The 12,405-nt window shown below is 71.9% G+C and carries 10 protein-coding genes; 8 read left to right on the plus strand and 2 right to left on the minus strand.

The genetic code is table 11. From position 1 onward, the window contains the following. The first annotated feature begins 5 nt into the window (after positions 1-5). From H490_RS25630 to H490_RS25640, 3 genes are all read left to right on the plus strand, one after another. The gene (locus H490_RS25630; protein ID WP_017884342.1) at positions 6-1,562 is read left to right on the plus strand and encodes a DNA-3-methyladenine glycosylase 2 family protein; all 1,557 of its coding nucleotides are present in this window, start codon (positions 6-8) and stop codon (positions 1,560-1,562) included. Further along, complete coding sequence (locus tag H490_RS25635; RefSeq protein ID WP_017884343.1) at positions 1,559-2,134, plus strand: methylated-DNA--[protein]-cysteine S-methyltransferase; 576 nt, start codon at positions 1,559-1,561, stop codon at positions 2,132-2,134. Before H490_RS25630 ends, H490_RS25635 begins: the two co-directional genes overlap by 4 nt. A 316-nt stretch (positions 2,135-2,450) precedes the next feature. Further along, a complete protein-coding gene (locus tag H490_RS25640) occupies positions 2,451-3,098 on the plus strand; it encodes a Maf family protein (RefSeq protein ID WP_017884344.1) in 648 nt (215 codons plus the stop codon). 363 nt (positions 3,099-3,461) lie between these two features. Here the strand turns inward: H490_RS25640 and H490_RS25645 are convergent, their stop codons facing one another. Further along, positions 3,462-5,165 carry a PucR family transcriptional regulator gene (locus tag H490_RS25645; RefSeq protein ID WP_017884345.1) on the minus strand — a complete coding sequence of 568 codons (1,704 nt, stop codon included), beginning with the start codon at positions 5,163-5,165 and terminating at the stop codon, positions 3,462-3,464. A 174-nt stretch (positions 5,166-5,339) separates the two neighbouring features. Between H490_RS25645 and H490_RS25650 the strand changes: the two genes are divergently transcribed. The 3 genes from H490_RS25650 to H490_RS25660 all read left to right on the plus strand — a co-directional run bounded on the left by H490_RS25650 (position 5,340) and on the right by H490_RS25660 (position 9,838). Further along, positions 5,340-6,824: a CoA-acylating methylmalonate-semialdehyde dehydrogenase gene (locus tag H490_RS25650; protein ID WP_017884346.1), complete on the plus strand. Its 1,485-nt coding sequence runs from the start codon at positions 5,340-5,342 to the stop codon at positions 6,822-6,824. 157 nt (positions 6,825-6,981) lie between these two features. Further along, positions 6,982-8,373 carry an aspartate aminotransferase family protein gene (locus H490_RS25655; RefSeq protein ID WP_017884347.1) on the plus strand — a complete coding sequence of 464 codons (1,392 nt, stop codon included), beginning with the start codon at positions 6,982-6,984 and terminating at the stop codon, positions 8,371-8,373. 88 nt (positions 8,374-8,461) lie between these two features. After that, positions 8,462-9,838, plus strand: coding sequence for an NAD-dependent succinate-semialdehyde dehydrogenase (locus H490_RS25660; protein ID WP_017884348.1), 1,377 nt, complete (start codon positions 8,462-8,464; stop codon positions 9,836-9,838). A 135-nt stretch (positions 9,839-9,973) separates the two neighbouring features. Here the strand turns inward: H490_RS25660 and H490_RS25665 are convergent, their stop codons facing one another. Further along, positions 9,974-10,498 (minus strand): VOC family protein, encoded by a 525-nt coding sequence (locus H490_RS25665; RefSeq protein ID WP_017884349.1) that lies wholly within the window; start codon positions 10,496-10,498, stop codon positions 9,974-9,976. Between the two features lie 270 nt (positions 10,499-10,768). Between H490_RS25665 and H490_RS25670 the strand changes: the two genes are divergently transcribed. Beyond that, positions 10,769-11,230, plus strand: coding sequence for a MarR family winged helix-turn-helix transcriptional regulator (locus H490_RS25670; RefSeq protein ID WP_228407180.1), 462 nt, complete (start codon positions 10,769-10,771; stop codon positions 11,228-11,230). A 196-nt stretch (positions 11,231-11,426) separates the two neighbouring features. Further along, the coding region (locus H490_RS25675) for an MFS transporter (protein WP_081611655.1) at positions 11,427-12,405 on the plus strand (979 nt) is incomplete at its 3' end.

Here is a 12,405-nt window from a genome sequence, read left to right on the forward strand (position 1 = left end):
GACGGGTGCCCACCGAAACCCCAGCATCCCGACTCGACTTCGACGCGTGCTACCGCGCCGCGTCGGGACGCGACGCCCGCTGGGACGGCCGCATCTACCTCTGCGTGACGAGCACCGGCATCTACTGCCGCCCGTCGTGCCCGGCCCGCAAGCCGCGCCCCGAGAACTGCCGCTTCCTGCCGAGCGCGGCCGCGTGCGTCGCCGCCGGGTTCCGGGCCTGCAGGCGCTGCCGGCCCGAGGCGCTGCCCGGCACCCGCGACTGGGACGCGAGGGGAGACCTCGTCGCGCGCGCGGTGCGCCGCATCCGCGACGGGGCGGTCGACGCCGTGGGCGTCACGGGGCTGGCCGCCGAGCTCGCGGTGAGCGAGCGCCACCTGCGGCGCATGCTCCTGCAGGAGATCGGCGCGACGCCCCTGCAACTCGCCCGCACGCGTCGGGCCCACGCGGCGCGCTCCCTCATCGAGCAGACCGATCTGCCCCTCGCCGACATCGCGTTCGCGGCGGGATTCGGCAGTGTGCGGCAGTTCGGCGACACGATGCGCGAGGAGTTCGGGATCGCGCCGTCGCGGCTGTCCCGGCCGGGTTCCGCGGGCGGGCGCGACGCCGGCGGCCCCGTCTCCGACGAGCGCCCCGCGCTCTCACTGCGACTGCGCGCCCGGGCCCCGTTCGCGGCCGAAACGATGCGCTCCTTCCTCGCGGCGCACGCGGTGCCGGGCCGAGACCGCATCGACCCCGACGGCACGACCGCGCACGCGATCGACGTGCCGGGCGGCACCGCGGTCGCGAGCATCGACTGGGCCGACGTGCCCGGCGACATCGCCCGGCGTGCGGCGGGCGCCTCGACGGTCGGGATCCCGATCAGGCTCTCCCTGCCGAGCCTGAGCGACACGATGCCCGCGATCCAGGCCGTGCGGCGGCTGCTCGACCTCGACGCCGACCCCGCGCAGATCGCCGCAGCGCTGGGCGGCGAACCGCTGCTGCGCGCCTCGCTCGCGGCCCGTCCGGGTCTTCGATTGCCCGGGGCGCGCGACGCGGTGGAGTTCGCGCTCGGCACGGTGCTCGGTCAGCAGATCTCGCTCGCCGCGGCGCGCACGCTGCAGGGGCGGCTCGCCGATGCCTTCGCCGAGGAGGCCATCGCGGCGGGAGCCGCGGCCGGGTTCCGCGCCAGACCGAGCGCCGAGCGCGTCGCCGCCCTCGGGGCCGACGATCTGCGCGAGCGACTCGGCCTCACGCGCGCTCGCGCGCAGACGCTGCGATCGCTCGCGGTCGCGATCGCAGAGGGACTGGATCTCGGCCCCGGCGCAGATCGCGAGCGCGCCCGGCGCGAACTCCTCGCGATCCGCGGCATCGGCCCGTGGACCATCGAGCTGATCGCCATGCGCGCACTCGGAGATCCCGACGCGTATCCGGCCGGAGACCTGATCCTGCGCCGCGCCCTCGGAGTGCGCGGCGACCGGGAGGCCTCGCGCCTCGCCGAGACCTGGCGTCCGTTCCGCGGCTACGCCACCCAGCACCTCTGGGCCGACTTCCTCGAGACGGCCGCACGAAAGGACCCGAGATGACCACCGCACCCCTCACCAGTCCCGCCGCCCCGGTCGGCGTCGCACCCCTCGCCCGCACCGTCGTCGAGGTCGCGGGCCACCCCTTCCACGCGATCTGGGCGCCCGAGGACGGCGCTCTGCGCGCCGCAGGCTTCGCGACCGATGACGATCCGGACGCCGACAGCCTCATGCAGCGGCTCGGCCGGCTCGATCCCGAACTCGCGGCGCGCGGCGTCGAGAACGCCGCCGACGACCGCTTCGGGATCGCCGCCGCGCTGCGCGCCTACGCCGACGGCGACCTCGCCGCGATCGATGCGCTGCCCGTCTTCCAGCCCGAGACCCCGTTCCGCGGCGAGGTGTGGCGGGCCCTGCGCGAGGTGCCCGCCGGCCGTGCCGTGACCTACACGGAGCTGGCCGCGCTCGCGGGCCGGCCCTCGGCGGTGCGCGCCGCGGCCTCCGGGTGCGCGAACAACCTCGTCGCGCTCGTGGTGCCCTGCCACCGCATCGTGCGCACCGACGGCGGATTGGGCGGCTACCTCTTCGGCACCCCCGTCAAGGAGGCGCTGCTGCGCCACGAGGGCGCGATTCTCTAGAGCGAAAACGCGCCGAGGGCTGGATCGAAACGCGCCAGCGTTTCGCGCCCGAGGCGCTGCGGCCACTGCCGCCGGCGTTTTCGCGAGAATCGCGCTGGCCTCACCAGGTCAGATTCTCTAGGGCGAAAACGCGCCGAGGGCTGGATCGAAACGCGCCAGCGTTTCGCGCCCGAGGCGCTGCGGCCACCGCCGCAGGCGTTTTCGCGGCCGATCCCGTACCCGTGACTCGGAGCTCACCGGTATCTCGGATGCGTACACGGCGTGTCCGTCCGTGATGCGGGTGAGCTCCGCAGCTCGGGATGCGTAGGCTGGGCGCATGCGCTTGTACCTCGCCTCGACGTCCCCGGCCCGGCTCTCGGTTCTGAGAGGCGCGGGCATCGAGCCGATCTGCTTCTCGCCCGAGGTCGACGAGGACGCGGCGGTCGCGGCGCGCGAGGCCGAGCTGGGCCGCGCGCTCACGGCCCCCGAGTTCACCGAGTACCTGGGCCGGCTCAAGGCCGAGGACGTCGTGCGCCGGCACGGCGACGAGATCGATGGCCTCGTGCTGGGCGGCGACTCGATGTTCCTGCTCGACGGCGAGATCCTGGGCAAGCCCCACGAGCCCGATGTCGCCCTGGCGCGCGCGAAGCACCACCGCGGGCGCACCGGAGTGCTGCACTCGGGGCACTGGCTGATCGATCGCACGGGAGGCGAGACGCGCGGCGCGGCCGGATCCGTCGACACCGCCGAGGTCGAGCTCTCGGCCGATCTCGACGATGCCGAGCTCGAGGCGTACGTCGCGACCGGCGAGCCGCTCGAACTCGCGGGAGGCTTCGCGATCGACGGCCTCGCCGGGGCGTTCATCGAGCGCATCGAGGGCGCGCCGAGCTGCGTGATCGGGCTCTCGCTGCCGGCGCTGCGCCGCCTCGTGATCGAGCTCGGGCACTCGTACCCCGCGCTCTGGTCGTCGCCCGAGGGGCGGTAGGGCCGCTCTCAGGCCGAGGGTGTGCCGCCCGGCGGGCGCTCTGCCGCGCACCCGGGCGCTGCGAGGCGGGCGCTCTGCCGGGCACCCGCCTCGTGCCCGCCTCACCCACCCGCGTCGCGTACCTGCCTCGTGCCCTTGCGTCGTCCCTCGCGCACCGATCGACGCTGCAGCACCTCGTTTCGCCCGATCGAGGTGCTGCAGCGTCGATCGGTGCCGGTGGTGCGGGGTGGGGAAGGGGAAAGCGTGGTGCTGCGGTCAGGCGGTGCTGTCGGGTGGCGGTGGCGGTCTGGTGCCGGTGGTGCGGGCGAAGGGGGACGGTGTCGGTCTGGTGCCGTTGGTGCGGGCGAAGGGGACGGCGGCGCCCTACCGCCTTGCGAGCAGCGCCACGGTCAGCGTCGCGATCACGGTGCCGTCGGTGAGGTCGACCCCCAGCAGCTCCTCGATCAGCGCGAGCCGCTGGTAGAACACGGACCGCGAGAGCCGCGCCCGCTGCGCCGCGAGCGACCGGTTGGTGGGGTGCTCGAGGTATGCGCGCAGCACCCGCAGCAGGTCGCCGCTGTGACCCGCTCCGCTCGCCGAGTCGTGCTCGATGATCGGCCCGAGCGCCTCCTCGGCGAACTCCTGCATCTCGGGCAGCGCGGCGAGCCCTCGCACCAGGTAGGCGAGCGGCTGCCGTTCGGCCTGCTGCACGGTGACGCGGCCCGCGCTCGCCGCCGGGTCGAGCTCGCCCGCCGCCCGCACCTGTTCGAGCGACGAGATGAGTCCGCGCACGCGCCCGCCCGAGGCGCCGAGCCCGAGGTGGGCGCGCCAGTGCTGGGGTGCGTCGGCGGGCAGCAGCGCGTCGATCTCGCGCGCGAGGCGCGAGGCGAGGGCGGGAACCCGGCTCTCGAGCCCGTCGGCTCTCGGGTCGCCGGGCGGGAACGAGAGCAGTGCGATGAGCGCGGGCCCGGAGGCGGGCCGCGCGGATCCGCCGTGGTCGCCCGCGACCGAGGCGGTGCGGGCGGCGCCGGATCCCGACTCGCCGCCCGCGGCCTCGTCGTCGGGGGCGAGGATCACCCGGCCCTCCGGCGACACGGCCCGCCGCAGGGCGGTCTCCAGCAGTTCGCGCTCCGCGGGCGGCTCCCCGCCGAGGCCTCCCGAGCCGCGCAGGGTCGCGCCGAGCAGGCGGCGACCGGCGACGGGGAGACCCGCGGCCGCGAGTTGCACGGCGACCTCCTCGTCGCGGCGGTAGCGGCCGCCGAGCAGCACGTCGAACAGGTGCTTCGACGAGAGCTGCAACCACTGGTCTCCCTCGGGGTCTGCGAGGCGTCCGAGCGCCAGTGCGAACGCGCCGAGTTCGAGCACGGTGCGCCGGCCCGCCGGGTGGGCCGGGCCGGGCAGCGCCGAGAGGTGGCCCCAGCGTCGGCCCTGCGCCTCGACGGGCACGCGGACCCAGCCGTCGGGCAGCGGGAACTCGCGGCCGTCGGCGGCCGCCCAGGCCGCGACCGGGTGGTCGTCGTGGGCCTGGCCGGCCCAGGCGACGACCCGTCGCGCCGAGTCCTCGAGCACGACCGCGGTGTCGAGGGTGTCGGCGAGGCGCTCGATCACGTAGTCGACGGGGCTGCGGTTGAGGCCCAGCTCGGTGAGCATCGCGTGCACCTCGGCCCGTGCCGCGAGCGCCTCGGTCTGCGCCGCGAGGATGCGCTGGTGCACGCGCTGCGTGATCTGCACGAAGCGCACCTCCCGGTGGAGCGCGATGAGGGGGATGCCGCGCCCCTCGCACGCGGCGACCAGCGGGGCGGGCGGCTCGGCGAAGAAGCGCCCGAGCTCCAGCACGACCGCCGCGGGGCCGGTGTCGAGCAGCGCGGCCGAGAGCCGTTCGAGCTCGTCGCCCCCGCGCGGCCACCCCGCCCCGGTCGTGAGCACGAGCTCGCCGCCGTCGAGCAGGCTCACCGCGGCAGAGCCCGCGACCACGTGCGCCCATCGGATGCCGCGGTCGATGCCTCGAGCCCCCGCGAGCAGCTCGGGATCGCCGGCCCGCAGCTCTGCGAGCCCCAGCGCGTCGGCGACGCTGATCTCTCCCGACACCGGTGCCTCCGTCCCGTGGCTCCCCGCCGGGCGCGAGGTTCTCGAACAAAGTGTACGGGAATCGAGCGAATTGCGGATGGAGTGGCGGTGGCTGCCGCGAAAGGCCGCTGAAATACTGGGAATCAACGGCGTTCGGTGATCCCGAACATATTGATCGATTCGAGAGGAACACGGATGGCACTCATCCCTCACATCATCGGCGGCGAGCATGTCGAGACCGCGGAGCGCACCCAGCCGGTGTTCAACCCCGCGACGGGCCAGCCGCAGCACGAGCTGGCGATCGCGTCGGCCGCCACCGTCGAGCAGGCCGTCGCCGCGGCGAAGGCCGCGCTGCCGGCCTGGCGCAAGACCAGCCTCACGAAGCGCGCCGACGTGTTCTTCAACCTGCGCCAGCTGCTCAAGCAGCGCACGCCCGAGCTCGCCGCCATCGTCACGAGCGAGCACGGCAAGGTGCTCAGCGACGCGGCCGGGGAGATCGCGCGCGGCCTCGAGAACGTCGAGTTCGCCTCGGGCCTGCTGCACCTGCTGAAGGGTGAGCGCGACGAGCAGGTCTCGACCGGCGTCGACGTGCACTCGATCAAGCAGCCGGTGGGCGTGGTCGCGGCCATCACCCCGTTCAACTTCCCGGTCATGGTGCCCCTCTGGATGATCGCCTCCGCGATCGCCTGCGGCAACACCGTCGTGCTGAAGCCCTCCGAGCGCGATCCCTCCGCCTCCGTCTTCATCGCCGAGCTGTTCCGCGAGGCCGGTCTGCCCGACGGCGTGCTCAACGTCGTGCACGGCGACAAGGTCGCCGTCGACACGCTGCTCGACAGCCGCGACGTGAAGGCGATCTCGTTCGTGGGCTCGACCCCGATCGCCAAGTACATCTACGAGCGCGCGGCCGCCAACGGCAAGCGGGTGCAGGCGCTCGGCGGCGCCAAGAACCACATGATCGTGATGCCCGACGCCGACCTGAACGGCGCGGCCGACGCCGCGGTTTCGGCCGCCTACGGCTCGGCCGGCGAGCGCTGCATGGCCGTCTCGGTCGTCGTGGCCGTCGGCGGTGTGGGCGACGAGCTCGTCGCGAAGATCGCCGAGCGCATGGAGAAGCTCAAGATCGGCGACGGCACCGATCCCGCGTCCGAGATGGGCCCGCTCATCACCGCCGAGGCGAAGGCCCGCGTCGAGTCGTACGTCGCCGGCGCCGAGGCCGAGGGCGCCACCGTGGTCGTCGACGGTCGCGAGGCGCAGTTCGAGGGCGACGGGTTCTTCACCGGCGTCTCGCTGCTCGACCACGTCAAGACCGACAGCAAGGTCTACCTCGAGGAGATCTTCGGGCCGGTGCTCGCGGTCGTGCGCGTCGACACCTACGAGGAGGGCGTGCAGCTCATCAACGAGCACCAGTTCGGCAACGGCACCGCCATCTTCACCCGCGACGGCGGCGTCGCCCGCCAGTTCGAGTTCGAGGTCGAGGCCGGCATGGTGGGCATCAACGTGCCGATCCCCGTGCCCGTCGGCTCGTTCTCGTTCGGCGGCTGGAAGGACTCGCTCTTCGGCGACGCCCACATCTACGGCCCCGAGTCGATCCACTTCTACACTCGCTCGAAGGTCGTCACGACGCGCTGGCCGAAGCCCGACCAGTCGAGGGTCGACCTCGGGTTCCCGAGCAACAGCTAGGGCGCGTCTCGCAGATCCTCGCCTCCTGCGCGCGGCTACGATCTGCGACACGCACCCTGGCTCCGCGGCGGGGGCGGATCTCCGCCCCCGCTTCCCCTCCTTCGTGTGGGATCCTGGATCCCGACGACCGAAACCATCACGTGAAATAAGGAATCAGATGACCGACTTCATCGACCTGAACGGTGCGGAGCAGAGCTTCGGCGACACCGACGCGCAGCGCGAGGTGCGCCAGAACGACCGCGACTACGTCTTCCACTCGTGGTCGGCGCAGGCGCAGATCAACCCGCTGCCCGTCGCCAAGGGCGAGGGCGTGCGCTTCTGGGACTACGACGGCAAGGAGTACCTCGACTTCTCCTCGCAGCTCGTGAACCTCAACCTCGGTCATCAGCATCCCGGCCTCGTGAAGGCGATCCAGGATCAGGCCGGCCGCATGGCCACGATCCAGCCCGCGATGGCGAACGACGTGCGCGGAGAACTCGCGAAGCGCGTCGTCGAGCACTCGTTCGAGGGCGCCCGCTCGGTGTTCTTCACGAACGGCGGAGCCGACGCCAACGAGTACGCGGTGCGCATGGCCCGTCACCACACCGGCCGTCAGAAGGTGCTCGCCCGCTACCGCTCGTACCACGGCTCCACCGCGACCGCGATCACCCTCACGGGCGAGCCCCGGCGCTGGGCGAACGGCACCCCCGACGCGGGCGTCGTGCACTTCTTCGGCCCCTACCCCTACCGCTCCGAGTTCTACGCCGAGACGCCCGAGCAGGAGACCGAGCGCGCTCTGCAGCACCTCGAGCACACCATCCAGCTCGAGGGCCCGAACACCATCGCCGCCATCATCCTCGAGAGCGTCACCGGCACCAACGGCATCCTCGTGCCCACCCCCGGCTACCTCGAGGGCGTGCGCGAGCTCTGCGACAGGCACGGCATCGTGATGATCTGCGACGAGGTCATGGCGGGCTTCGGACGCACGGGCGAGTGGTTCGCGTTCCAGGCCTTCGACGTCACCCCCGACCTCGTCACCTTCGCCAAGGGCGTCAACTCGGGTTACGTGCCGCTCGGCGGCGTCGTCATCTCCGAGGCGATCCACAACACCTTCGCCGACCGCTCGTTCCCGGGCGGCCTCACGTACAGCGGCCACCCCCTCGGCGCCGCAGCGGGTGTCGCCACCTTCGACATCTTCGAGGAGGAGCAGATCCTCGAGCGCGTGCGCGATCTGGGCGAGCGAGTCGTCGAGCCGCGCCTGCGCGAGCTCGCCGAGAAGCACCCGTCGATCGGCGAGGTGCGCGGCAAGGGCCTGTTCTGGGCGCTCGAGCTCGTGCTCGACCGCGAGACCCGCGAGCCGCTGGTGCCGTTCAACGCGGCCGGCGAGGCCGCGGCGCCGTTCAACGCCGTGGTCGCCGCCTGCAAGAACGCCGGTCTGTGGCCGTTCGCGGCCGGCAACCGCCTGCAGATCGCCCCGCCGCTGATCATCAGCGAGGAGGATCTGGTGACGGGCCTCGACATCATCGACGAGGCGCTGCGCGTCGCCGATGGTTACTACACCGGCGAGTAACCCGACTCGCACGAGCGCCCGAGCGGTGCAGCGGCCACGGCGGCCGCTGCACCGCTGAGGCGTATATACGACCAACGTAAGGAGCATCATGGCCAAGTACCGAGTGCAGAACCCCGCGACGGGCGAGATCGTCGAGACCTTCGACAGCGCGACCGACGCCGACATCGAGGCCGCCGTCGCGAGCGCCGACGCGGTCTACCGCGAGTGGCGCGAGAAGAGCGTGCAGGAGCGCGCCGCCGTCGTGAAGCGCGCCGCCGAGATCTTCGAGGAGCGCAAGGACGAGCTCGCCCGGATCATCGCGACCGAGATGGGCAAGTCGATCGCCGAGTCGATCGACGAGGTCGAGTTCGCGCGCGACATCATCGAGTACTACGCGGTGCACGGCCCGAGCCTCATCACCGACTACGAGATCCCGAGCACGATCCCGGGCAAGGCCTACGTCGAGCATCGCCCCATCGGGGTGCTGCTCGGTGTGATGCCCTGGAACTTCCCCTACTACCAGGTCGCCCGCTTCGCGGCGCCGAACCTGCTGCTCGGCAACACGATCCTGCTGAAGCACGCCGACATCTGCGCGCGGTCGTCGCTCACCGTGCAGGAGATCTTCGAGCAGGCCGGCGTGCCCGTCGGCGGGTACCAGAACGTGTTCGCCTCGCACGGTCAGATCGCGTCGATGATCGCCGATCCCCGCGTGCAGGGCGTCTCGCTGACGGGGTCAGAGCGTGCGGGCGCGATCATCGGCGCGCAGGCCGGCCAGCACCTGAAGAAGTGCGTGCTCGAGCTCGGCGGCATCGATCCGATGGTGGTGCTCGACAGCGACAACGTCGCGGCGACCGCGGCCGAGGCCTGGAACTTCCGCGTCTACAACGGCGGCCAGGTCTGCAACTCGAACAAGCGCCTGATCGTGATGGACGACATCTACGACGAGTTCGTGGCCGAGCTCGCGAAGCTCGCCGAGGGTCTCGTGCCAGGCGACCAGCTGAACCTCGCCGAGGGCGAGTTCGCGCCGCTGTCGACGCGCGCCGCCGCTGAGACGGTCGACGCGCAGGTGCAGAAGGCCGTCGCCGACGGCGCGACCCTCGTCGCCGGCGGCGTGCTGTCGGAGGGCCCTGCAGCCTACTACTCGCCGGCCGTGCTCACGGGGGTGCCCCGCGACTCCGAGTCGTACCGCGAGGAGATCTTCGGCCCTGTCGCCACCGTCTACCGCGTGTCGAGCGACGAAGAGGCGCTCGAACTCGCGAACGATTGCGATCTGGGGCTCGGCGGCTCCGTCTTCTCGACCGATGAGGCGCGCGCCGCTCGGGTGGCCTCGCAGCTCGAGGTGGGTATGTCGCACGTGAACACCATCGCGGCCGAGGCGGCGGAGATCCCGTTCGGCGGGGTGAAGCGATCGGGCTTCGGCCGCGAGATGGGCCCGCTCGGCATCGGCGAGTTCGCGAACAAGCGCCTCTTCTTCGTGGCGGCGTAGGCGGTCGCGGAGACGCGCCCGCGGGCGCGGTGAAGGGGGCAGGATCGGTGATCCCGCCCCCTTCGGCGTTTCCGGGAGGCGGATCGCGATCCGCCGTGACGAATCGTCGGCCCGGTCGTGGGCCAGTGGCTCTGCTCAGCGGCCGGGAGCGGTATCCGTGTCGGGACCGTGCTCATCGGTGTAGCTGCCGGGGCCGTGATGGTCGCTGTTGGTTCCCGGAACGGGGTCCGGGCCGGCGCCGTGCTGGTCGGTGTAGGCTCCGGGGCCCTCTTCCGCGGCCTGGGCCTCCATGTAGGAGAATTCGAGGTTGTTGCCGTCGGGATCCTGCATGCTGCGCTGGTACATGAAGCCGTAGTCCTGCGGGGCGCCGTTCTCGACGCCGCCGGCGGCGAGGCCGGCCTCGACCGTCGAGTCGACGTGCGCGCGGGAGTCCCGGCTGAGCGCCATGATCACCTGCGCGCTCTCGCGCGGGTCGGCGAGGGGCTTGTCGGTGAACTGTGCGAAGTGCTCGCGGGTGAGCATCATGAAGAAGGTTTGGTCGTCCCAGACGACGCAGGCGGCGTTCTCGTCGGTGAACATCGGGTTGATGCTGCATCCGAGTGCCGTGTAGAAGGCTTTGCTGCGGTCGAGGTCGGTGGTGGTCAGATTGACGAAGATCATGGGAGGCTCCTCTGGCTCGTTCGTCGTCGGTGCTGCCAGCCTGCAGGGAACACCTGCGCGCGTCAAGGGTGCGCGGCGGATCGCGGGCGGGCGCAGTTCAGGCAGGGGATCGCAGCTCAGACGGAGGTTCTGCGCCGAATCGACCTCCTGAGCTGAGATCTCCGGTCTGAACTGCGGAGATCCTTCGCGGGGTGGGGGCTCGGCAGGTCCGCGCTCCGCCGATCATCATTTGCATAGCTTTACTATGCAAATGGGCGTATAGTGGTCGCTGTGATCGAGAAGAACGGTAAGAACGCATCGGGTCTCGATGCGCTTGCGCTTGAACTCACGCGCACCAGCGGCCGCTTCGCGCGCATCGCGGGGCGCACCGCCGGGGTGGGCTACTCCCTGGTCGCCTGGCGGGTGCTGGCCGACCTCGAACAGACCGGCTCGGCGCGGGTCAGCGAACTCGCGCAGCAGCAGCGCGTGGCACAGCCCTCCATGACCGGGCTCGTGCAGCGGCTCGAGCACGAGGGCTGGGTCGACCGCAGCCCCGACCCCGATGACGGCCGCGCCTCCCGCGTGGCCATCACCGAGGCCGGCCGAGCCGCGCTCGACGAGTACCGGCGCATCGCCGCCGACCGGGTGCGACCCCACCTCGGCGAACTCTCCGACTTCGACCGCGCCACGCTCGCCCGAGCGGTCGAGCTGATGCAGCAGCTGAGCGAGCGGATCGGCGATCCGCGGGCCTGATCCGCACCTCGCCGCCACCACACCCCATCCACCCCGAGGAGCCACCACGTCCACCGTCACCGAATCCACGCCCGCCACCGGATCCATCCCGGTTCCCGACCCGACCGCGCCGGGGCCCGCCCCCGCGCGCAAGGCGTCGATCCTGCGTCAGCCCACCGCCGTCTGGGCGATCGCCTTCGCCTGCGCGATCTCCTTCATGGGCATCGGCCTCGTCGACCCGATCCTGCCGGCCATCAGCCATGAACTGGGTGCGAGCGCCAGCCAGACCATGCTGCTCTTCACGAGCTACCTCTTCATCACGGGCATCGCGATGTTCTTCACGAGCTGGGTCTCCGGGCTCATCGGCGTGCGCTGGACGCTCGTGACGGGCCTCGTGCTGATCGTGGTCTTCGCCGCCCTTGCGGGAGCCTCCGGTACGGTCGGCGAGATCATCGGGTTCCGCGCCGGCTGGGGCCTCGGCAACGCGCTCTTCATCTCGACCGCGCTCGCCGCGATCGTCGGCGCCGCCTCGGGCGGATCGCGCCAGGCGATCGTGCTCTACGAAGCCGCACTCGGCGTCGGCATGGCCATCGGCCCGCTCGTGGGCGGCGCCCTCGGATCCATCTCGTGGCGAGGCCCGTTCTTCGGCACCGCCGTGCTCATGGCGGTCGCGCTGCTGGCGATCCTGGTGCTGCTGCGCACCCCGAAGCAGACCGCCGAGCAGCGCGCCGCGGCCCGGGCCGAGCGGCCCTCGCTCGTCGCCGGATTCAAGGCCCTCGGCAACCCCGCGCTGCTCGCACTGGCCGCGGTCGCGTTCTTCTACAACTTCGGCTTCTTCGTGCTGCTCGCCTACAGCCCCTACCCCATGGAGGCCGCGGCGAAGGCCGCGGGCGTGGCGGCGTTCGGCGCGCACGAGCTGGGCCTCGTCTTCTTCGGCTGGGGCCTCGCCCTCGCGATCACCTCGGTGCTCGTCGCCCCCGTGCTGACGCGCCGATTCGGTCTGCGGCCCGTGCTCTTCACGATGCTCGGGGGCCTCACGATCTGCCTCGTGCTGCTCGGCGTCTTCGTGCATTCGCTGCCGGGGCTCGTCACGGTCGTGGTGGTGAGCGGCCTGCTGCTGGGCGTGATGAACACCGCGCTCACCGAGGCGGTGATGGAGGCGACCGACTTTTCGAAGTTCTTTTACGTGTACCTGC

Origin of the sequence: Leucobacter sp. UCD-THU, assembly GCF_000349545.1 — a bacterium.
In the GTDB taxonomy this organism is placed as follows: domain Bacteria; phylum Actinomycetota; class Actinomycetes; order Actinomycetales; family Microbacteriaceae; genus Leucobacter; species Leucobacter muris.

What these genes read in the sequence shown, in the direction of transcription:
- H490_RS25635 (WP_017884343.1), top strand. Translation starts at nt 1,559, where the DNA reads ATGACCACCGCACCCCTCACCAGTCCCGCCGCCCCGGTCGGCGTCGCA.
- H490_RS25640 (WP_017884344.1), top strand. Translation starts at nt 2,451, where the DNA reads ATGCGCTTGTACCTCGCCTCGACGTCCCCGGCCCGGCTCTCGGTTCTG.
- H490_RS25650 (WP_017884346.1), top strand. Translation starts at nt 5,340, where the DNA reads ATGGCACTCATCCCTCACATCATCGGCGGCGAGCATGTCGAGACCGCG.
- H490_RS25655 (WP_017884347.1), top strand. Translation starts at nt 6,982, where the DNA reads ATGACCGACTTCATCGACCTGAACGGTGCGGAGCAGAGCTTCGGCGAC.
- H490_RS25660 (WP_017884348.1), top strand. Translation starts at nt 8,462, where the DNA reads ATGGCCAAGTACCGAGTGCAGAACCCCGCGACGGGCGAGATCGTCGAG.
- H490_RS25665 (WP_017884349.1), bottom strand. Translation starts at nt 10,498, where the DNA reads ATGATCTTCGTCAATCTGACCACCACCGACCTCGACCGCAGCAAAGCC.